This is a genomic window from Brevundimonas goettingensis, from assembly GCF_017487405.1.
GTDB lineage: Bacteria > Pseudomonadota > Alphaproteobacteria > Caulobacterales > Caulobacteraceae > Brevundimonas > Brevundimonas goettingensis.
On record NZ_CP062222.1, the window covers coordinates 3,800,251 to 3,821,553 of the forward strand.

At 66.8% G+C, this 21,303-nt stretch carries 12 protein-coding genes; 4 read left to right on the forward strand and 8 right to left on the reverse strand.

The genetic code is table 11. The features are described from left to right. The first annotated feature begins 17 nt into the window (after nucleotides 1-17). Both IFJ75_RS18690 and IFJ75_RS18695 read left to right on the forward strand, forming a co-directional pair. Nucleotides 18-1,238, forward strand: coding sequence for a class I SAM-dependent methyltransferase (locus IFJ75_RS18690; protein WP_207870264.1), 1,221 nt, complete (start codon nucleotides 18-20; stop codon nucleotides 1,236-1,238). Nucleotides 1,239-1,306: 68 nt separating this feature from the next. After that, nucleotides 1,307-1,570, forward strand: a complete 264-nt coding sequence (locus IFJ75_RS18695) for a hypothetical protein (RefSeq protein ID WP_207870266.1) — start codon at nucleotides 1,307-1,309, stop codon at nucleotides 1,568-1,570. Nucleotides 1,571-1,620: 50 nt separating this feature from the next. On the opposite strand, the gene IFJ75_RS20060 is transcribed toward IFJ75_RS18695, so the two are convergent. The 4 genes from IFJ75_RS20060 to IFJ75_RS18715 all read right to left on the reverse strand — a co-directional run bounded on the left by IFJ75_RS20060 (nucleotide 1,621) and on the right by IFJ75_RS18715 (nucleotide 13,331). Next, nucleotides 1,621-5,817, reverse strand: a complete 4,197-nt coding sequence (locus IFJ75_RS20060) for a DUF4214 domain-containing protein (protein WP_207870268.1) — start codon at nucleotides 5,815-5,817, stop codon at nucleotides 1,621-1,623. A 189-nt stretch (nucleotides 5,818-6,006) separates the two neighbouring features. Then, nucleotides 6,007-10,095, reverse strand: a complete 4,089-nt coding sequence (locus IFJ75_RS18705) for a DUF4214 domain-containing protein (RefSeq protein WP_207870270.1) — start codon at nucleotides 10,093-10,095, stop codon at nucleotides 6,007-6,009. 150 nt (nucleotides 10,096-10,245) lie between these two features. Continuing rightward, complete coding sequence (locus IFJ75_RS18710) at nucleotides 10,246-11,595, reverse strand: HlyD family type I secretion periplasmic adaptor subunit (RefSeq protein WP_207870272.1); 1,350 nt, start codon at nucleotides 11,593-11,595, stop codon at nucleotides 10,246-10,248. Next, nucleotides 11,592-13,331 carry a type I secretion system permease/ATPase gene (locus tag IFJ75_RS18715; protein WP_207870273.1) on the reverse strand — a complete coding sequence of 580 codons (1,740 nt, stop codon included), beginning with the start codon at nucleotides 13,329-13,331 and terminating at the stop codon, nucleotides 11,592-11,594. Before IFJ75_RS18715 ends, IFJ75_RS18710 begins: the two co-directional genes overlap by 4 nt. A gap of 182 nt (nucleotides 13,332-13,513) precedes the next feature. Between IFJ75_RS18715 and IFJ75_RS18720 the strand changes: the two genes are divergently transcribed. Then, on the forward strand, nucleotides 13,514-13,843 hold the full coding sequence (locus tag IFJ75_RS18720) for a hypothetical protein (RefSeq protein WP_207870275.1): 330 nt from the start codon (nucleotides 13,514-13,516) through the stop codon (nucleotides 13,841-13,843). Between the two features lie 8 nt (nucleotides 13,844-13,851). Here IFJ75_RS18720 and IFJ75_RS18725 read toward each other — a convergent pair whose 3' ends face one another. From IFJ75_RS18725 to IFJ75_RS18735, 3 genes are all read right to left on the reverse strand, one after another. Beyond that, nucleotides 13,852-15,162: a glycosyltransferase family 4 protein gene (locus IFJ75_RS18725; protein ID WP_207870276.1), complete on the reverse strand. Its 1,311-nt coding sequence runs from the start codon at nucleotides 15,160-15,162 to the stop codon at nucleotides 13,852-13,854. Nucleotides 15,163-15,266: 104 nt separating this feature from the next. Then, nucleotides 15,267-15,848 (reverse strand): hypothetical protein, encoded by a 582-nt coding sequence (locus IFJ75_RS18730; protein ID WP_207870278.1) that lies wholly within the window; start codon nucleotides 15,846-15,848, stop codon nucleotides 15,267-15,269. A 4-nt stretch (nucleotides 15,849-15,852) separates the two neighbouring features. Continuing rightward, nucleotides 15,853-17,022 (reverse strand): polysaccharide biosynthesis/export family protein, encoded by a 1,170-nt coding sequence (locus IFJ75_RS18735; RefSeq protein ID WP_207870280.1) that lies wholly within the window; start codon nucleotides 17,020-17,022, stop codon nucleotides 15,853-15,855. Nucleotides 17,023-17,202: 180 nt separating this feature from the next. On the opposite strand from IFJ75_RS18735, the gene IFJ75_RS18740 reads away from it, so the two are divergent. Continuing rightward, nucleotides 17,203-18,966, forward strand: coding sequence for a gamma-glutamyltransferase family protein (locus IFJ75_RS18740; protein WP_207870282.1), 1,764 nt, complete (start codon nucleotides 17,203-17,205; stop codon nucleotides 18,964-18,966). Between the two features lie 34 nt (nucleotides 18,967-19,000). Here the strand turns inward: IFJ75_RS18740 and IFJ75_RS18745 are convergent, their stop codons facing one another. Continuing rightward, the gene (locus tag IFJ75_RS18745; RefSeq protein ID WP_207870284.1) at nucleotides 19,001-21,217 is read right to left on the reverse strand and encodes an AGE family epimerase/isomerase; all 2,217 of its coding nucleotides are present in this window, start codon (nucleotides 21,215-21,217) and stop codon (nucleotides 19,001-19,003) included. Nucleotides 21,218-21,303: the final 86 nt, after the last annotated feature.

A 21,303-nucleotide genomic window follows, 5' to 3' on the forward strand; every position in this document is an offset into this window, starting at 1 on the left:
GGCGTGGATGGTGTTGAATGCTGGTAGATGCAACCTCGCTCGGCGCGTTCGTTTCGCGGAGCGATGAGATCGGCGGGCCGGGCTCACCGGCATGCGACGCCTACTGGGCGGATTTCAGCTACCAACCGAGCTATCGGGTCGATCAGAGTCTGGATCCGTTCAGCGAAGCCTATGTCGCCGAGCAGATCGCCCTTTATCGCGAGATCGCCGGGCGCGAGCTGAACCAGGTCGAGACCGAGATGACCGCCCTGAACCTCGCCGAGCATGTCGCGGCGGTAAATCCGTACAACCATCCCCAGCCGTCTGGACTGGCCCTGCACATCGAACGTCTGTCCAAGGCCATGCGCCTGGCGGAGATTCCGCGCGGCGGCCGGCTCATCGACATGGGGTGCGGCTGGGGACTGTCATCGGAACTTGCCGCCTATCTGGGGCTGAGCGTCCGGGCGGTCGATATCAATCCTGACTTCGTCAGTCTTGTGAACCAGCGCGCCGCGCGCTCGGGCTGGGATATTTCTGCGGTCCAGTCGCCGTTCGATTCCTACGAGCCGGCGGCGGCGGACGCTGTGCTGTTTTATGAGTGTCTGCACCACGCTGTGAGGCCCTGGACCCTGATCGAGACCCTGGGCCGGTCGCTGGGCGAAACTGGCAAGATCGTCCTGGCCGGAGAGCCTATCAACGCCATCTGGTGGACCCACTGGGGGCTGCGGCTGGACGCCTTTTCCGTCTACTGCATCCACAAATTCGGCTGGTTCGAGAGCGGGTGGTCCGAGGACTTTTTGACCGAGTGCTTCCTGCGCGCGGGCCTGGCCACCCAGGTCGTTGTGGACGCCGACCCCTTGGTCGGGTTCACCGTCATCGCCCGGCCCTTGCAGCTGGGCGCGCGTTCAGGCGCCGAGTTCATCCGGTCCACCACGGCGACGGGGTTCAGCGGCGATCCGCAGTTCGGCATCTTCAGCGGCGAGGGCTCTCTGGACCTGGTGTTCCCACGTGAGGCGACGCGGGCAGAGCTGGTGTTCCAGAATTTCCGTCCACGGGCGGTACCGGCGCGCATGAGCCACGGTGACACGGTCCTGTTCGCGGGTGAGGCTCTTATGGGGCCGACCGTGGTCACGGTCGACCGACGGGCCGACCGGATGCGGATCGACCTGAGTTCCGAAGTCTGGGTGCCCGACGAGGAGCTTGGAAACGGCGACCCTCGTCGCCTGAGCCTGCACCTGGAAACCGTTACCTTCGCCTGAGAGCGGCTGAACCCGATGGTCCCGGGCGCGTTCGCCTCTTTCCGCACAAGCCTTCGGATATCGCCGCCATGATGCTCAGCACCTCGTCCGGAGACTTCCTGGTGCCCGAGACGGTCGAGGCGGAAGTGCCCTCCGTGCCCCCGATCCCGCATCCTGACGAACCTGAATATGAGGCGCGCCGGATCGCGTTTGGAGAATGGCTGGACGCCGAGCCCCAGCACCTCATCGACTATGAACGTTTGCGGCGTTGGCAGATCGAGCAGAACGACCTCGCCGCCGCCGCCGCGCGAGACGGTCGATCGTTCACGGTCACTCGCGACGGCCTGGAATAGGGACAGGCGCCGGGGCCCGGGCGGGCGACGCCGCCCGGCCCTTTTCGCGGCTAGTGGAAGGTCCAGTGGCCGGTGTCGTCGACGCGGCGCCAGGCGGAATGGTCGCCGTTGAGGTCGATCCCGTCGCCGCCGGTCCATTCGGGCAGGGTCAGGGCGACATCGTGGCCCGGGACGGGCGCCTCATCCGGGAACAGATCGGACTTGAGGTCGCCGGGCGCAGGCTCTTCGAACGGCAGGACCAGCGGCTCCAGCGCGACCTCGGCCGGCAGGACGAAGGCGTCGTCGTGGATCAGGGCGGGCAGGGTCAGGGCGGGCAGGGTCAGGGCCACGTCCTTGATCGCGGCGTCTTCACTGGCCACGGCCGGCAGCACCAGGGCGTCGCCGGGCCCGTCCTCAGAGGTGAGGGTCGGCAGGACCAGAGGCTCGGCGGCCGCCTTGGCGGCGGCGTCGCCGACCACCTCGGCCGGGCTGGAGTGGTAATCGAAGGTCTGGATGCCGGCCAGCATGTTGGGCGTGGTCAGGTTGACGTGCTCCTGGCTCTCGGAGAACTCCAGCAGGACCTGGGCGCGGGTCCTGAGGCCCGCGTCGATGTTGTTGACCCAGTTCTGGATCCCGGCCGGGTCGCCCTCGCGGTTCAGGCAGAAGCGGAACAGCTGGGCCACGAAGTCCCAGTTGGACAGGCCGCCGTAGCGGGCCTGGAACTCGGGGGAATCGGCAAAGCCGGAGGCGATCTGGGACAGGGCCATGCCGCCCTTGAGCGAGGCCGTCCAGCCGATCAGCCCGGCCGAATCCGGCAGCCGGTCGAAGGTGGCGTCATACAGCCGGGCGATGATCAGGGCCTGCTGGTCGGCGACCCACAGACCCTGGTTGAGCACCGCCTGCGTGAGGCCCCGATGTTCGGCGCTCTCGGAGAAGCCGATGACGACGTCGCCGCGGCTCATCCCGGCGTTGAGGCTGGCGGTCCAGCCGTTGACCCCCTCCGGCTCACCGTCGCGGCCCAGGGAGAAGCGGTACAGCTGTTCGATGAAGGTGCGGTTGTCCAGGGCGCCGAAGCGGTCGAGGAACTCGGCCGAATGGACGAAGGCGTCGGCCAGGGTGCGCAGGGTGATGGTCCCGTTGGCGATCCAGGCCGCCTGGCCCTCCAGCCCCGCCTCGTCATAGTGCCGGCCCAGGGCCGCATCGTACAGCCGCATGACCTGGGCCGAGGCGCTGTCCACGTCGAACGTCAGCGTCCCGTCCACGAAGCGCGCGTTCTCGATCGAGGTCAGCGTATCCGCACCGCCCTCCGGCCCGCCCACGACCGTCGAACTGTTCGCCGTCCCGTATTGACGACGGATGCCCGCGTAGGCCGCCGTGTCGATCCCGTCGCCGCCGTTGATCTGATCAGAACCCGCACCGCCCGTCAGGACGTCGTTGCCCGCCAGACCGTTCAGGATGTCGTTGCCGGCCAGACCGTTGATGACGTCATTGCCCGTCGTGCCGCTCAGGGTGTCCGCACTGGCCGTGCCGTTGACGACGTTCAAAGAAGCGAGCGCGACGGTCCGGTCAGCAAACTTCAGGAACTCGAAGTTGGTGAGGGTGCTCGTGCCGGACCCGGTGCCCGATACCGTCGTCACGCCATCGATCGTCCTGATGGTATAGGCGGAAAACAAGCCCGAAAAGACGGCGGTGTCGGAGCCCGCTCCCCCGTCAAGGGTGTCGTTGCCTCCCCCGCCGGTAATGAGGTCGTCGCCGGCGGCGCCATTGAAGGTTTCGGCGCCGCTGCTGCCGATCAGATTGTCCGCGAAGTTCGAGCCGACAAAGCGGGAAACGAAGCCGATATAGTCCCGACCGGATCCGCCGGTGTCCTGAGCTCCCTGGATGCGAAGGTCGAGGGTAATGCCCGACCGGGCGTCGCTGTAGTCGACGATGTCCAGTGAGTTTCCCAGACCCCCATAGATAGTGTCATCGCCGTCACCGCCCTGAAGGATGTCGCCGGTGCCGCTGCCCAGCAGGGTGTCGTTTCCGTCGCCGCCGAACAGATGGCCTCTGGAGCCTCCGGTGTTGGAGATCTTGTCGTTGCCTTCGCCGCCGTATAGCCAGCCCTCGACGGTACGGCTGTTGATGACGTCGTTGCCCGCCTCCCCGAAGAAGCGGCTGTAGAGGCCGTCGCCGCTCAGGACGTCATCGCCGTCGCCGCCATGGACGAGATCGGTCCCGCCTCCGGCGTCGATGGTGTCGTGACCTGCGTCGCCGTACAGAATGTCATCATCCCATCCGCCGGAAATATTGTCATTGCCGCCGCCGCCGTGGATTTCGTCGTCGCCGTAGTCGCCGATGAGCCGCTCCCCGTCGTCGCCGCCGTAGATGATGTCGTGTCCAAAACCGCCGGTGATCAGGTTGGCGCCGGATCCCCCGTAAAGGGTGTCGTCGCCATCGCCGCCATCGATGGTGTCGGCGTCCGCGCCGCCGTCGATGACATCATTGCCAATGCCGCCCGAGAGTAGATCCCCGCCGACGCCCCCGTCGATCCGGTCGTTCCCAACTCCACCCGCGATGATATCGTCCCCGGCGCCGCCATAGGCGTCCATCCCGCCCTCGTCATCGACCAGCCGGTCATTGCCGTCGCCGCCTTCAAGCCGATCCCAGCCGCGTCCGCCGGCCAGGAGATCATCGCCTGTGCCGCCGATAAGCAGGTCGTCCCCATCCTCGCCGAAGATGCGATCGGCCCCCGCCCCGCCTTCGATGCGGTTGGCTCGCGCGTCGCCGATCAGATCGTCCGCCGAAGCCGCGCCTGTCAGCGACCCGTCGCCCCCCGGAGACGCGCTGGATCCGCCGGTGGCCAGGGCGTTCCATTGTGACAAGGAAAGCGTCGTTGCGCCCCGCACCAGAACCGAGCCGCCCGTGTAGGTCAGGCGAGTGTCCGCGCCCTCGATCGTCGCGCCCAGGAACTGCGCGCCACCCAGGGCGAACCGGTCCTCGGCGGCATCGAAACCCTCGATGATATCGTCGCCGCCGTCCGCGCCCAGAACGATCTCGTCGGCCCCTGCCGACAGCACCAGACGGTCCGATCCCGCGCCCCCGATCAGGGTGTCGCCGCCAGCGGCGTAAAGGATGTCCGCGCCGTCGCCGCCGAACAACAGGTCTCGACCCGCACCACCGGTCAGGCGGTCGTCGCCGGCATCGCCGAAGATCAGGTCGTCGCCATCGCCGCCGTCCACCGCATCCGCGCCTGACCCGGCGTGAATTTCATCGCGACCCGCGCCGCCGAAGACATCGTCGTTGCCGGTCCCGGAGAAGACGCGGTCATCACCGTCGCCCATGGACAGACGGCCGACCAGCCGTCCCTCACCGCCCAGGAAGAGATCGTCGCCCGAAGCGAAGGAGATGTTGCCGGAGATCAGCCCGGTGTTGGTGATCCTGTCCGTGCCGAAATACAGGGTGATGTCGCCGCGGATTTCGCCGGTGTTCTCGATCCAGTCGTTGCCGACGGGGAAGAAGCCGCCGCTGACCGGGCGCTCGGTGATGGCGACGGCGGCGCTGATCAGGCCAGAGTTGAAAATGTGCGAATCGAAGACACCGGCGGCGACGGATATGCCGATGCTGGTGTCGGTTCCCGACGTCTTTTGCGCTGTGATCGTGCCGGTGTTGAGGAACTCGCTGTGATGTCCCCAGATCAGCACGCCGATGGCGGAGGCGGAGCCGCGGACATCGATAAGCCCCGAGTTATGACCCAGGCCGCCATTGTACATCATGATCCCGCTGGCGTTGCGGTCGGAAGTGACGGTCACCCGGCCCGAGTTCAGGAACTCGAAGCCCATGTAGTCGCTGTCGCTGCCCGTAACCCCGCCGTTATAGGTGCTCAGCGCGGTCGCATCGCCGAGGGACTCGACGATAAACACTCCGTCGTTCTGAAAATCTGCGCTCCCGCCACCGGAGAAAAAGCCGAAGACGTCCGTAGACGCGGTTTCCCCGGAAAAGCGCATAACCCCCGTCACTGTGTTGACGAAGGTTGCTTCAAAAAAGTCCCCGCCATCGGTCAGATAGTCGTTGTATATGCCGTTGAAAATGACGCGTGTGCCGGACAGGAAGGGCGCCGCATTGCTGTGCGCCCAGATCGTGCCACGGTTGATCAGATGCGGCGCCAGCTCCAGTTGCCCATAGTCCTGGGTCGGATCCTGAACCCGAAAGGCCGGGGTGTTCACAAACTCTAGCGACTGACCTTCACCGACCTCATAGGTGGTGTCTCTAACCAGAATCGTCGGCACGCTATCCCCCTGATACTTAACCCGGAATACTCAACCTTGAGTTTTAGGGCGCCATATCGGGCTTGGCTAGCCAGACGGTAACCCGCGTTACTGGCCTGCGAAAATCACGCTTGTCGGTAGAACGGCCTGTCGCCTTCGGTCAGGCGAAACCCCCGGCGGCCCCGCGGTCGCCGGGGGTTTTCGTGAGTCTTAGTGCAGTGTCCAGTGTCCGGTGTCGTTGAGGCGTGCGGGGATGTGGTGTGCGGCCCATTCGGGGTCGTCGGAGAGGGTGAGGGCGGTGTCGTGACCGGCTTCGGGGGTGGCGCCGGTCAGGGGCGTGTGGGTCAGGGCTGCGGATGCCTCGTCTCCGGTCCCGTCGGTTCCGTCGTCGGCGGGCAGGACCAGCGGCGCCAGCGCGACCTCGGCCGGCAGGACGAAGGCGTCGTCGTGGATCAGGGCGGGCAGGGTCAGGGCCACGTCCTTGATCGCGGCGTCTTCACTGGCCATGGCCGGCAGCACCAGGGCGTCGCCGGGCCCGTCCTCAGAGGTGAGGGTCGGCAGGACCAGAGGCTCGGCGGCCGCCTTGGCGGCGGCGTCGCCGACCACCTCGGCCGGGCTGGAGTGGTAATCGAAGGTCTGGATGCCGGCCAGCATGTTGGGCGTGGTCAGGTTGACGTGCTCCTGGCTCTCGGAGAACTCCAGCAGGACCTGGGCGCGGGTCCTGAGGCCCGCGTCGATGTTGTTGACCCAGTTCTGGATCCCGGCCGGGTCGCCCTCGCGGTTCAGGCAGAAGCGGAACAGCTGGGCCACGAAGTCCCAGTTGGACAGGCCGCCGTAGCGGGCCTGGAACTCGGGGGAATCGGCAAAGCCGGAGGCGATCTGGGACAGGGCCATGCCGCCCTTGAGCGAGGCCGTCCAGCCGATCAGCCCGGCCGAATCCGGCAGCCGGTCGAAGGTGGCGTCATACAGCCGGGCGATGATCAGGGCCTGCTGGTCGGCGACCCACAGACCCTGGTTGAGCACCGCCTGCGTGAGGCCCCGATGTTCGGCGCTCTCGGAGAAGCCGATGACGACGTCGCCGCGGCTCATCCCGGCGTTGAGGCTGGCGGTCCAGCCGTTGACCCCCTCCGGCTCACCGTCGCGGCCCAGGGAGAAGCGGTACAGCTGTTCGATGAAGGTGCGGTTGTCCAGGGCGCCGAAGCGGTCGAGGAACTCGGCCGAATGGACGAAGGCGTCGGCCAGGGTGCGCAGGGTGATGGTCCCGTTGGCGATCCAGGCCGCCTGGCCCTCCAGCCCCGCCTCGTCATAGTGCCGGCCCAGGGCCGCATCGTACAGCCGCATGACCTGGGCCGAGGCGCTGTCCACGTCGAACGTCAGCGTCCCGTCCACGAAGCGCGCGTTCTCGATCGAGGTCAGCGTATCCGCACCGCCCTCCGGCCCGCCCACCACCGTCGAACTGTTCGCCGTCCCGTACTGACGACGGATGCCCGCATACGCCGCCGTGTCGATCCCGTCGCCGCCGTCCAGATTATCCGAACCCGCACCGCCGTTCAAAAGATCGTTGCCGGGGGCGCCGACGATGGTGTCATTCCCGCCCAAGCCCAGGATGATGTCGTTGCCCGGACTTCCGTAAAGGTTCTCGCCGGCCTCTGTCCCGGTCAGCGCCGGGCCGTCCGGGGTCAGGGCGTAACGCTGCTGGCCGAATTGCAGAAACTCGACATTGGTCAAGGTGTCGATGCCTGTGCCGGCGCCGGAGGCGTTTCCGTTGATCGTGGTCACGCCGTTCGCCGTCGTGATGACGTACTGCATGTAGCTTCCGGTATAGAGCACCGTGTCGATGCCTGCTCCACCGTCTATACGGTCGTTGGCCGAGCCGGTATTGCTCATGTCGGAAGAGAGGCCCTGATAGAATATGTCATCCCCGTCCTCGCCAAACATGGTCGCGCCAACATGTTCCGTGTTGGCCACCGAGTGTCCGGGCACCGAGATGTGCATCGTATAGGTCGCGCCGGCCGTAATGTTCTTGGTCGTCAGCGAGGGTTCGTTGGACAACCATTCGGTGACTTCAACGTAATACATGCCGTTCGCGGGAACGGTGAAGGTAATCGCGGAGTCCGTGTCATTGCCGCTGTCGCCCGGTGTCGAGCCGTCGTCGTTCGTCGCCAGGAGTTGGCCGTTGATATCGTAGAGGCGGATCACGCTGTCGAACGACGCATTGTCGATATCCACGACAATAGCAGCGCCGGCCGTGGCGGTGAATCCGTACCATTCGGCGTTGCCGCCGCTGGTGGAGACGACGGTGGCGTGCGGCACGGTCCCGGCATTGGCGACGTCCGTGCGGGGTAGGACATCGAAGGAGCCGTCGAGCTGGATCGCCTGGGCTCGGTTAATGTTGATGCCGTCCGCTCGCTTGATGAAGTCGGGCGCGCCACCGCTGAGACCGGTCAGGCCGGAGTAGAACGCGTCGTTGCCCGCGCCGCCGTACATGATATCGGCGCCGCCGTTGCCGCGCAGGATGTTGGCTCCGGCGTCGCCGCGCAGCAGGTCATCGTAAGAGGTGCCCCGCACGCCCTCGATGCCGATCAGAATGTCGGTTCCGGATCCGGCTCCGGTCGCCGTTCCCGCCGCCAGGTTGACCGTGACTGCGCTGGCGGCGAGGGCGTAGCTCGCCTCATCCGCCCCCGCGCCGCCGTCCAACCGGTCATTGCCAAGGCCGCCGGTCAGGATGTCGTCGCCATCGCCACCGTTCAGGGTGTCGTTCCCCGAGCCGCCGTCAAGCTGGTCATTCCCGCCCAGCCCGTTGAGGCTATCGTTTCCCCCGGCGCCAGAAAGGGTGTCGGTGAACGTGGTGCCGGTCATCAGATCGTTGGTTGCGTCGCCTGATACGTTCAGGCCGCCGGTCGGAGCCGCGGCGATGGTCTGGTCGGAGAAGGCCAGGAACTCGACATTGGTCACCATGGTGAACTGGGGGCTGCCGTTGGCGGTGATGTAGCCGGTCCGCCCGTTCCAGGTGATCGTGTAATTCGCCAGTGCGCCGGAGAAGACCACCGTGTCGGTGCCCAGGCCGCCGTCTATGACGTCGGATCCGAGGGAGCCGCCGGACAGGCGGTTGTCGGCGGAGTTGCCATAGATGCGGTCGGATCCGGCCCCGCCGATAGCGTTCTCGATGACCGCGCCCATGGCGATGGCGATGTTGCCCGTCAGGCCGCCAACGCTGGAGAACGAACCCTGGCGGAGGTCGATCGTCGCGGCCTGATTATAGCCCGAGAAGTCGAGGGTATCGACGCCGCCGGCATCCCAGACGGCGAAGATCAGGCTTGTGGAGGCCGAGGTCGCGCTGAACCAGGCCCGGTCGGCGTTGGAGTTGAAGCCATAGACCGTGTCGCCGGTCCGCGTGGTCATATTGGCGCCGTACAGACGCTGGGCCGCCGCGATATCGTCCAGCAGGGGGACGGCGGAATACTGGCTCGCGAAGGTGCCGTTGGGCGCGCGATAGTTGCCCCCGGTGTTGGTTTCGCTGAAGTAGCTCATCACCGTGTACTGGCGGGAGTCTTCATAGTAGGTGGCGTCGACGCCGTAGGAGATGCTGACGCCTTCGGCGGCGTTGTAGGCGGCGGGATGGCTCAGGCCGATGGCGTGGCCGATCTCGTGCGTCAGGGTGTGCTGGCCATAGTTCAGCAGCGCCGGCGTGACGCTTGTGCCGCTATAGTTCACCCAGACGTCGCCTGACGCTGAAGTGACCGACTGGTTGCCCGGCATATAGGCGAAGGCCGCCGCTCCGGTCTGTCCCGAGGCATAGTCGCCGAACAGGATGGTGGCGTTGTCGGAATAGCCATCCCCGTCATTGACCCGGTTGAAGGTGATGTTGGCGACGTCCGACCAGGCCTGGAGCGCGGCCAGGGCCGCGGTGATCTGGACCTCGGTGAACCGGGTGAAGCCGGTCGTGTCCGAAGGCATCGACGAGGGTGCGGTGCTGCGGAAGGCGAAGCTGACCGAGGCAGCCGTGCCCAGGGCGCCGGTCGTCCAGCTCTGATTGGTGCGGGTGATCTGGGCGCCAGCGTCGGTCACCGTGAGCGATGGCTTGTTGTTGGTCGGCGTCCCGCCGCGGTCGTCGCCGTTCAGGAAGGCCAGGGGTCCGAAATCCGTGCTGTCGAAGTTGGCGTGATAGCTGCCGCAGCCGGGGCAGGGCGACGAGAAGCTTCCCTCGCTGAACTGGACCGCGCCGCCGCCCGCCGGCCCCATGGCCGCTCCGCTGTCGGTGAAACCGGTATCTTCGGGCAGAAGAGCCAGGACGGGCATGAAAAAGGCCTGAAATGAACTGGTGGTTTCAGCACCGTAACGTCAATAGCCCGAAGGACAAGCGTCAGGGTTTGCACCGATTGCGAATGTCTGCGCCATCGTGCGCGCCGCCACGGCATGGAGCTGTAGCAAGGCCTGCAATTTACGGCGTCATTCTTCCGATCCGGTCCGCCACAGGCTGCGGACCAAGGGTTCGACCAGATACTGCAGGGCGGTGCGCTTTCTCAGCAGGACCACCACCTCGACCGGCATGCCGGGCCGGATGTGTCGAGCCGAGGCGCCCAGTTTGCGAAGCTCAGCCGGCGAGATGACCACCTCGGCGCGATAGTGGCTCTGCCCGGTCTTCTCGTCGGTGAAGCTGTCGGGGGAAATCCGCTCGACGGTCCCGTGCAGGATGGGGGTTGAGCGATCGCGCAGGCCAGGAAACTTGACCTCGGTCGATTGTCCAAGCCTGAGGTTGTCGACATCGGTGGGTTTGATTGAGGCGACAATGACCTGGGAGGCGTTGTCCGGAACGACATCCATCAGAACCTGTCCCGGAGCGATGACGCCGCCGACGGTGAAGACCGTCAGCCCGACGACCTGGCCCGTGGCGGGCGCGCGAATGCGGGACAGGGCCATCTGGCTGCGCAGCTCGACCAGTTTGGGACGAAGCTCGTTCAGGGCCACCTCCGCCTGACGCAGCTGATCCGCCACGTCCTCGTTCATCTTGGTCGATACGCCGAGCATCTCCAGCCGGGTCTGGCCGACCGCCTCGCCCGTGCTGGCCACTTGGGCGCGCAGCGAGCCAAGCTCGCCGTCGAGGGCCGCGGCGGTCCGTTCCAGGGCCCGAACCCGGTTCTGTGGCGCGAAGCCCTTGGCCGCGAGCTCACGGATGCCGTCCAGCTCCTCCTCGATCAGCCGGCGCTGTTCGACATTGGAGGCGATCTGGCGCTCCAGCCCGGCCCGTTGCTGGTCCAACTGGCCGATGCGTTGGCCCAGAACCCCGGTTTCGGTCGATCGTCCGCTGCGTCGGGCGGCGAACTGCAGCCGTTGCAGGCGCATCGCCTCATTCGCCAGCGGCCGGTCCTCGGGGATCAGGGTCGCGAATTCAGGCGGTGTGGCGACGGCGGGCAGCCTGTCGCGTTCGGCGACCATTCGGGCGCGCTGGGCCAGCAGGGAGACGACCTGACCGGCGACGCCGCGCTCTGTCGCCGCCAGTTCCCCGGTCGACAGTTCGATCAGGACCTGTCCCTGTTGGACGCGGTCGCCTTCGGCGACATGCAGGGCGCTGACGATGCCCCCCTCTCGATGCTGGACGGCCTGACGATTGCCGGAGATCGAGACCTGGCCTTGGGCGAAGGCTCCGGCATCGAGCGGGGCGAACGCCGCCCAGCCCAGGAAGATGATGAAGAACAGGGCGATGACCGCGCCGCCGATCATCAGCTCGAGGCGCGGAGAATCCGTCACCGGTTGAGAGGCGGGCGAGGGGTTTGCGGGATGGGGTGAGACGGCGGTCATTGGGGGCGGTTTCCGGCCGGGACGGCCAGCTCGCCGCGGATTTTGGCCAACACGTCTTCGCGGGGGCCTTCCATCTGCACCGCGCCGTCGCGCAACGTCATCAGCCGGTCGACCCGCGCCAGCACCCCGGCCCGGTGGGCGACGATGACGACGGCGGCGCCGCGTGCGGCGGCCGCGAGAATGGCGTTCATCAGGGCGATCTCGCCCTCCTGGTCCAGGCTGGAATTGGGCTCGTCGAGGACCAGCAGCGCCGGGTTTCCGAACAGGGCGCGGGCCAGGGCGATGCGTTGGGCCTGTCCGGCCGAGACGCCGGCGCCGAAGGGGCCAAGCATCGTGTCATATCCCTTGGGCAGCCGCAGGATCATTTCATGCGCGCCGGCGGACATGGCGGCCTCGACGGCGCGCGAGTCCACTTCCGCGACCGGCGCGCCGGTCGCGGCGGCGAAGCGGGAGATATTGTCCTTGATCGAGCCGGCGAAGAGGCTGGAATTCTGGGGCAGATAGCCGATGTGTCGGGCCAGATCGTCGGACTCCCGCGCGCCGTAGTCGGCGCCGTCCAGCCGGACGATGCCTGCGGTCGGTGTGAGGGCTCCCGCGATGACCCGGGCGAAGGTCGTCTTGCCGGAACCGCTGGGGCCGATCACGCCCAGGGTCTGACCTGGAGACAAAACCAGAGACACCTGACGCAGCTGCGGCGTTTCCGTGCCGGGCAGGCGCACCGTAACGGCCTCCACCCGAAGCTTGCCCGCGGGGGCGGGCAGGGCGGTGCGGGGCCGCTCGACCTCAGCCGTGGCGACGAAAAGATCGACAAGCGCCTTCCAGCTGGTGCGGGCCTGGGTCAGGTTGGGCCAGGCGCCGACCAGAAGCTCCACCGGCGCCACGGCGCGGCTGAGCAGCACCGAGGCGGCGATGATCGAACCAGGCGAAATCTGTCCCTTGACCGCGAGGAAGGCGGCGAGCCCCAGCGACAGGGATTGCAGCGCCAGCCTCAGGAATTTGATGGCCCCGGAGTATTTGCCGCCGTTCAACTGGGCGTCGGCGTATTGCTCCACCGAGGTCTTACGTTCCTCGATCTGGCGATTGATGCTGGCCTCGCGCATGCCCAGTGCGCGGACGACCTCGGTCTGGCCGGCGATGGCTTCCTGGGCGGCATAGGCGGTGTTGGTCGACTGGATCGCCCGCTTCAGTCGGGGGCGGCTGTCGCGTTCATTGAGAACCGCCAGGGCGAACAGGATAATCCCGCCTGCAAGCGTCAGGGCGCCGATGGCCGGGTGCAGCAGGAAGCAGCAGGCCAGATAAAGCGGTGTCCAGGGGGCGTCGAACAGCGCCAGAATTCCCTGACCGGAAACCGCGCTCCGCACATTGTCGAACTCGCGCATGGTCTGGCTGGAGGCTTTGCCGCCCGGCAGATCGACGATGCGCGCCATGACCTTGGCCGCCAGCAGCTTGTCAAGGCGAAGGCCGGCCCGGATCAGCAGCCGCGTGCGCAGCCAGTCGAGCGCGGCGAGGGCGCCCAGGGCGAACACCGCCACCACCGTCAGCAGGGCGAGCGTCAGCATGCCGCCTGTCGGCACGACGCGGTCATACACCTGCATCATGTAGAGGGTTGGAACCAGGTAGAGCAGATTGACCAGCGCGCTGAAGATCAGTGCGTTGGTGAAATGCACCCTGCAGGCCTTGAAGGCCTCCATCAAAGGCCTGGCGCCGGGCTGGTCGGAAACCAGGCTTTTGAACACGCGAAGTCGGCTCCTGATAATTTCCAATCCTAGGCTCTTTGTGTCATTCCGGATAGACACCGCAGGCCGTGTCGGCGGTTAGAATTTCGGACAGGCGAATGTCTTGGATTTTGCGGACCGCCGCGCTGGCGATGTTGGCGGGCTCAGGCCTGACGGGCGGCTGTGAAGCCAGGGAGGCGCCGATGTCCATCCACGAAACGGGCGATCGGGGCGTGATCGCGATCGAGGATGCGACCGGCCTGTGGCGGGCGACCTCAGGCGACGGCGGGGCGACCTGCCTGATCGCGCTGAGCGGATTCGCCCGGTCAGAGGACACGACCAGCTATGGCGTCCATATCGAAGCCTGCGCCATTCAGCCCCTTGCAGCCGCCGTCGGCTGGCGGCCGGTCGTGGGCGGCTTCGAACTGATCGGTCCTGCGGGCAAGACGCTGGCGACTTTTGATCGTCGCGACGTTGACCTCTTCAATGCGGTTGAGGGCGGCTACCGTCTCGAACGCGCCCCGCTTGCCTAGGCCGGGCGTCAGACCAGGCCGAGCTTTTCATATAGTCCTTTGACCCGCGCCTGATAGGCGGCCGGAGAGAAGGCTGCCGCCTGTAGCTTCCCGCGTTCGACCAGGGCGGTGCGCAGGTCGTCGTCCTGGTCCAGGGCGACGATGCCGGCGCGCAGGGCGTCGACATCGTAGGGATCCACCAGGACCGCGGCGTCGCCCGCCACCTCGGGCAGGGAGCCCGCCGTCGAGGTCAAAACGGCGGTGCCCATGGTCATCGCTTCCAGCACCGGCAGGCCGAAACCTTCGTACAACGACGGAAAGAGCAGGGCCTTGGCTCCGCGGACCAGGCTGGCAAGCACCCCGGCGGGCAGATATTTGAGCTTCAGGATCCGCTTGCTCGCCGAGCCGTCGCCTTCCTGGACCTGATTCAGCAGGGCGACCTCGGGCTGGAACAGCCACCCGTCGCCGCCCGCGATGACCAGGGGCGTATCGACGCCGGAAGCCAGATAGGCCTCGATGGTGCGGCCGAGATTCTTGCGCGGCTCAATCGTGCCGTAGTGCAGGAAATAACCCTTCCACTCCAGGCCGAACGCGCCTTCCAGTTCGCGCGCCACCTCGGCGTCCGGACGGTCCATATGGCCGCGTGGCAGCTCGATGGCATGGTAGGTGTTGGTTATTCGCTCGGGCTCAACGCCCAGTATCGCCATGATGTCCGTCTTGGCGGATTCCGAACCCACGACAATGTGGTCCGCCTTGGCCGCGATGGCGCGGCATGTCCTGAGATACTGGGTCTTGTCGCTGAGCGACAGGTGCGGGAGCAGCAGGGGGATCAGGTCATGCAGCGTGTAGATATTCACCGCGCCCTTGCCGTGGAACGGCATTGTTGAGGTCCAGTGGCAGACGTCGGGGCGAGGAATGTCGGCAGAAGGTTTGAACTTCACCTCGGTCAGCTGACCGGTCTTCACGAATGAGCGATAGCCCGTGCGATAGAGGTCCTGGCTGGCCCAGAACATGCCCGCCTGCGGCGGAACCGCCCCGTCCCTGGGCCAGATGACATGCTCGCGCCGCACCGGCCACGCCGGCAGGCCGAACCGCGCGCGGGCGATCCGCACGCGCCGCTTCAGGGCAGTGGGGTGGCCGCCGTTCGAGGCGGGCCCGACCAGGGCGATCTCGTTGATCAGGCTTTCCCGCGACACCGGCGATTGCGGTCCATACAGAACCTGGGTTTCGATCCCCAGGCTGGACAGCGTCGTCAGCAGATTGCGGCCGTAGGTGGCGATGCCTGAGCCCTCGGCCAGGGAGAGGTCGCGTCCGTCCACGCAGGCGGTGATTTTCGACATACGGGACAGTCTCGATTCCGAAGGGCCGGGGACATTACCGGGCCATGGTTGCGGGGCAAGCGCGCCGGAATGATTTCCGGTGTGTTTGCGGATGGGCGCCGCGATCAGTCGGTGGGCGGCGCTCGCTTCCCCGCTCGCCGGGGCTTTCCAAGCAGCAGCGGCCCGTCCCGCTTGCGGGAGAGCGTGAGTTCAATGAGCCGCCATTCTGACCCCAATCGGAGGGCTGTCTCGATGTCGTCGGCCCGCGACGTTGTTCCCTGACCCGTCAAGCTCGACCGGAGTGTCTGGCACGCGGCCAGAAGTTCGGAGGCTCTGCGGGTTTCGGCGGACTCGTTCGGCTCCATCAGGCCGAGATCCTCAAGGCTGGCGAAGCGCCAGCCCTTTCCGGAATCATTGGCCAGGAACAGGGCCCATCGCTCCTCTGCGTTCAGGGTCTCGGCGACGAATTTCCACGTGCGCCCCCGGGCCGAGCGTGCGTATTGGCCAACTCGTGTCGGCAGACCATGTTTTTCGTACACGGACAGGGCCGCAGCCTCGATCTGGTTCAGCAGTGTGTGCACCGGTTGCGGTGCAGTCGGCTCTCCCTGAATGGACCACGGATCCTCGATCAGAACCGGGGAGTGATCGACACGCCCGGGCCGGCTCGCCAGCAGACGTCTGGCGAAGCCAAGCGGACCAATCGCCATCGGCTTAGTTAGTGGACAGCGTGCTGGTGACCGAGACGTCATAGATGACGCGCGTGAACGTCTGGACCAGGGTGAAGAATTTGCTCAGCTCCGCCGACCCGGAGCGCGGTACGTAGAAGATGTCGTCGGCCTGGATCTCGAAATTATTGGCGATGAACAGTCCTTCGGCCTCTTCAAGATTCAGGCGATAGACCACCGGGACGCCGCGTAGGGTGGCCGGTTGGGTCAGACCCAGGGCTTGGGCCACCTCAGGCCGCTCGAAACGAAACACGAGGACGGATCGGGCATTGGCGCTGTTGGTGTCCAGTCCGCCGACCTTGCTGATCGCGCCTGCGAGACTCAGGGGGCCGGCAAGCATGTCCACCTGAGTGACGGCGCCGAGGGCGCCGAAGGTGCTGAAGTGGCGCGGCGTATAGACCAGATTGATCTGGTCACCGCGCGCCAGCCGGATGTTTTCGTCGAAATCGGAAGTCACCACGGACAGGGGCGCACTGAACACCTGGCCGTTGCGCCGGATGGTTACGGTGACGTCTTCGGCAGGGCGCGGAACCCCGCCGCGATCGGCGATCACATCGACGATCCGGTTGGCGTTGGAGGAAAGGGGCGCGCGGCCGGGTTGGCGGACCTCTCCCAGGACAGTGACGGTGTTGTAGCTGTTCTGCTCCATGGCCACGATGACCTGGGGGTTTCCTACCTTGCCAACCAGGGCCTGACGAATGGCCGTTCCCGCTTCGGTCGTGGACAGGCCGGCGACCCGTACCCGTCCTGCGAATGGAATGGTCACAGATCCGCTGGAATCGACAGGAACTGCGGGCAGGGTCTGGCTGCCGGAACGGACGCCCGTCGAGGTCGAGCCGCCCGCGCCGAACAAGCTGCCGCCGGGATCGAAGATCGAGACCGCCAGCACGTCGCCAGGACCAATCTGGCCGCCCGGCGCATCGGACTCCCCGCCCGCCAGACTGCCCAGGAATTGACGGGGCTGAGCCTTGATCCGTTCGCTGACTGCGTAGTCCAGATCGACGATGACATAGCTGCCCTGGGTCGTCGCGTTGCTCGCGCCGCGTTCCACCGCGCTGCCCGTGGGGCCATCGCGTGGCAACGTGGAGCAGCCGCTGAGGACGGCGATCAGCGTCAGGGTCGACAGGGTTCGCAGGAGCGTGCTGGGCAGGGGCATGGTCCGCTGATTAAAGGCGTTTTGAGTGGCTAGCCAGTCCCGCGAAGACGATTTTCGCTTCCGGCGCGACGGCGGTCGATGGACGCGGCTTTCGACGTTCCCGGCGGTCGATGGACTTGGCGGAGCAGACCCTTGGGACTAGGTCATGAAAGCCTCCCTCCCAGCTGAAAGCGACGCCTGATGCGCCTGTCACCTTCCGGATTCCTGGTCGCTGTCGCCTCTCTGGCTCTCGCGGCCTGTCAGGGACTGGGCGCGACGGGCTTTTCCGGGGCGGCGTCGGTGGATGCACCTCCTGTCTCCGCACCCGCCGTCCCGCCCGCGCGCGGTCCCTTTGTCGCCGCCGCCAATCCGCTGGCGGTGCAGGCGGGGCTCGACGTGTTGAAGCGCGGCGGATCAGCCGTCGATGCAGCGGTCGCGGTCCAGGCGGTGCTGGGCCTGGTCGAGCCGCAGTCGTCGGGTCTCGGCGGCGGCGCCTTCATGATGGTCTATGACGCCGCGACGAAGGAGGTCACCGCCTATGACGGGCGCGAGACGGCGCCGGCCGCCGCGACGCCCGAGCTGTTCTATGAGGACGGCAAGCCTTTGCCGTTCCAGCAGGCGGTGCTCAGCGGCCGCTCCACCGGCGTGCCCGGCGCCGTGGCCATGCTCGGCCTGGCCCAGAAGGCCCACGGCAAACTGGCGTGGAGCGCGCTGTTCGGAGACGCCGAACGTCTGGCCCGCGACGGCTTCGTGGTCAGCCCGCGTCTGGCGAGCATGATCGCCCTGCCTGCCAACTACGGTCAGGGTCACACCCGCTGGGCCGACGCCTATTTTACCAAGCCGGACGGAACCCGCTACGTCGCCGGCGACGTCATCAGGAACCCCGCCTATGCCGAGACCGTCGCCACCCTGGCGCGTGACGGCGCCCGCGCCCTCTATGAGGGGCCTATCGCCGAGGCCATCGTCGCCGCCACCCACGAGGCGCCGCGTCCCGGTTCGCTGACGACCGCTGACCTCGCAGGCTACACGCCCATCGAGCGCGGTGCCTTGTGCCGGCCGTTCCGGGTCTATGTCATCTGCGTGCCGCCGCCGCCGTCCAGCGGGGTTGCCGTGCTTCAGTTGCTGGAGATGTCGGAATATGCGCCGGACCTTGCTTGGGGGCCGGACAATGCGGCGTCCTGGGTCGCCTTCGCCCAGCTGCAGCGGTTGATGTACGCCGACCGCGACCGCTACGTCGGCGACCCGGCCTTCGTCGGGGTGCCGGTCGAGGGGCTGCTGGACGAGGACTATGTCGCGGGCCGCGCCGAACTGGCTTCAGGTCTCACCGGAGCCGCCACCGCAGGCACGCCTCCGGGCGGGGTCTTCCGCGGCGGTGACGTCACGCGCGAGCCGGGCGGCACCAGCCATATGGTCATCATCGACGCCCAGGGGAATGCGGTCAGCATGACCACAACGGTCGAGAGCATCTTCGGCTCTGGCCGGATGGTCGACGGCTTCTTCCTCAACAACCAGCTGACCGACTTCTCGTTCACCCCCACCCGTGCGGACGGCGGTCAGGCGGCAAACGCCGTCGCGGCGGGCAAGCGGCCGCGGTCGTCGATGTCGCCCCTGATCATCATGGATCAGCAGGGCAATCTGGTCGGGGCCATGGGGTCGCCCGGCGGCTCGTCCATCCTGGCCTATAACGCCAAGGGGCTGATCGGGACCCTGGTCTGGGGCCTGCCGGTCCAGGCGGCCTTCAACCTGCCCAATCTGGTGGCCAAGGGTGACGGCTTCGGCGCGGACACCGAACGGTTCAGCCCGGCCCTGCGCGAGGGCATGGATGCGGCGGGCATCCACATCCAGCCGAACGCGTCGGAGAACTCGGGCCTGCACGGCGCCCTGTGGCGGCGCGCCGCCGACGGGACCTGGGGCTGGGACGGCGGGGCCGACGACCGACGCGAAGGCCAGGCGCGCACGCACTGAGGCCGCGCCGCCATTCGCGTCGGACTGGAGCGCGTCAGCCCAGCGTCAGCCTGTGTCCGGAGCCCAGGTCGAGCGCCGCATAGGTCCGGCTCAGCTGATCGAAGGCGGCGATGATGTGGTAGAAGGAACTGGCCGGAGCCGGTTCATCCAGGAATTTCCCGTCGGGGAAGCGCTTATCGCGCCACACCCCGTTTTCGGTCAGGTACAGCCACAGGGCGCGCAGGGCCGTTGCGGCGTCTTCCAGATAGGCCGCGCGGGGGCCGTCGTCGCTGTTTTCGGCGAGGATCAGGGAGGACTTCAGCCACTCTGTCTGGGGCCACAACCGGGCGCGGTGGCTGCGGATCGTCATGTCTTCGTTCATGGCGTCCAGAGCGACCGGGGGGCGCTGGCCGATACCCTTGCGGCCGTTGTCGTAGAGGGCGCGGGCGGCGGCCGTAGCGCGGGCGTCGCCGCGCAGCAGACCGTAACGCGCCAGCAACCAGGCCCATTCGAACTGGTGGCCAGGTTCGAACAGTCGGCCGTCCTCGCCGTCGGCGGGCGCCCAGTCCTCGTTGAAGAATTCGCGCAGGAAACCGCCTTCGCGGTCGATGAAGACGTCCATGGCCAGGCCGGCGATCCGGTCGGCCATGGCGCTCCAGGCGGGATCGTCGCTCAGAGCCTCCCAGGCGAGGCTGGCCTCGAACAGATGCATATGGGCGTTCGACTGGAACGGGTGGTCATCGACTTCGCGCATGGCGCCGTTGGGCATCGCCTCGGACAACAGCTGTTCGCGCAGCCTGACCGCATCGGCTTCAAGTTCGGGGTCGTCGATCCCGGCCTGTTTCGCGGCGGCCAGGGCAAACAGGACGAAGGCCTGATCGTAGAGCATCGCCGTGTCGTCGACCACGCTCCAGTCGGCGCCGATCAGGGCGCGAGTCTTGCCGTCGGGGCGCAGATAGGCGGCGCGCAGGCGCTCCAGGGCTGAGGCTATGATAGGCTTCCACGGCCCCTTCCAGCCCATGGCGCCGGCCTGGGCATAGACGAAGATCTGACGGGTCTGGACCCGGGCGCGGCGGTTGCCGCCGGGCGCCTGTCCGTCCAGGCTCAGGGTTTCGCTGAAGCCGCCGTCGGCGCCCAGACCCAGGGTCGCCCAGATCGGCAGGGCGCGCAGCCGAAGCCAGTCGGCGAACCGCCGGGCGCCCGTCTCGAGGCTCTCCGGTCCGGGCTTCTGGAAGTCCAGATGGCGCGGCGAGATGACCTTCATCCGCTCGACCAGCCGCTTGACCTCCTGCGACCGCGCCAGATCGCAGACCAGGACGGCGTCGTCCTCGACGATGATGGCCAGATCGCGGACCCCCAGGGCCGCCACGAGCTTGCCGTCGGGCGCCCGGGCCAGAATCCGTTCGGCGTCCTCGAGGATGTGGACGCCGACTCCACCCTCACCACTGGCGGCGATGGAGTCCCAGGCGCCGAGATCGGACCAGGCGAAATCGACTTCCAGAACCGAAGCTCTCTGGGTGGGCTCCATGACGGCATAGTCGATGGAGATTTTCGGCGCATTGCGGAAGCCCTCGCCGAGCGCCAGCACCGGATCGGCCGCGTTCTCGACGGCGAAGGCCGAGGAGGCCGCCGCGAGAACCGCTGGAGCGTGGGCGGCCAGTTCCTCGATCAGGGTGGTGGCGGAAACGATGAAATTACCGCTGTTCCACAGATAGCCGGCCTCGATGAAGGCGCGCGCCGTCTCGGGTTCGGGCTTTTCGTGGAAGGAGGCGACGGCCGACAGTCCCGGGGCTTCCGGCTTGATATAGCCATAGGCCGAGGACGGCTCGGTCGGCTTGACGCCCAGGGTCACGATCCGCCCCTGCGCCGCGGCCGAAGCGGCCTCCGTCACCGCACTGCGGAAGGCGGCGTCGTCGGGAATATAGTGATCCGAGGCGACGAAAACGATGATCCCTTGCGGGTCGCGCTTCTGCACCCAGAGGGCCGCCGCCGCCATGGCCGCGGCCGAATCCCGGGCCTCGGGTTCGAGCAGGATCTGCCCGCTGACGTCTATCTCCGCCAACTGGGTCTCGATCGCCTCGCGATGGGACAGGCCTGCGATGACCACAACCTTACCGTCGTCGCCCGCCAGGTCGGAAACCCGGTTCACCGTGTCCTGAAACAGCGATCGGTTTCCGGCCAATGCGATGAATTGCTTGGGGCGCGAGGGCCGTGACGCAGGCCACAGACGCGTTCCGGCGCCGCCGCACATAATGATCGGATATAGGGTCATGTGTCGACTTATAGGCGAGAGGGACGGGGAAGAAAGAGTTTCAAGCGCGAATAGCGACGCTACGTCGAGCGCCCGAAAACTGTCAC

Bases quoted from the DNA above. Each gene is read 5' to 3' on its own strand.
- IFJ75_RS18735 (WP_207870280.1), bottom strand. From the start codon at position 17,022: ATGCCCCTGCCCAGCACGCTCCTGCGAACCCTGTCGACCCTGACGCTG.
- IFJ75_RS18710 (WP_207870272.1), bottom strand. From the start codon at position 11,595: ATGACCGCCGTCTCACCCCATCCCGCAAACCCCTCGCCCGCCTCTCAA.
- IFJ75_RS18725 (WP_207870276.1), bottom strand. From the start codon at position 15,162: ATGTCGAAAATCACCGCCTGCGTGGACGGACGCGACCTCTCCCTGGCC.
- IFJ75_RS18705 (WP_207870270.1), bottom strand. From the start codon at position 10,095: ATGCCCGTCCTGGCTCTTCTGCCCGAAGATACCGGTTTCACCGACAGC.
- IFJ75_RS18720 (WP_207870275.1), top strand. From the start codon at position 13,514: ATGTCCATCCACGAAACGGGCGATCGGGGCGTGATCGCGATCGAGGAT.
- IFJ75_RS18690 (WP_207870264.1), top strand. From the start codon at position 18: ATGCTGGTAGATGCAACCTCGCTCGGCGCGTTCGTTTCGCGGAGCGAT.
- IFJ75_RS18740 (WP_207870282.1), top strand. From the start codon at position 17,203: ATGCGCCTGTCACCTTCCGGATTCCTGGTCGCTGTCGCCTCTCTGGCT.
- IFJ75_RS18730 (WP_207870278.1), bottom strand. From the start codon at position 15,848: ATGGCGATTGGTCCGCTTGGCTTCGCCAGACGTCTGCTGGCGAGCCGG.
- IFJ75_RS18695 (WP_207870266.1), top strand. From the start codon at position 1,307: ATGATGCTCAGCACCTCGTCCGGAGACTTCCTGGTGCCCGAGACGGTC.
- IFJ75_RS18745 (WP_207870284.1), bottom strand. From the start codon at position 21,217: ATGACCCTATATCCGATCATTATGTGCGGCGGCGCCGGAACGCGTCTG.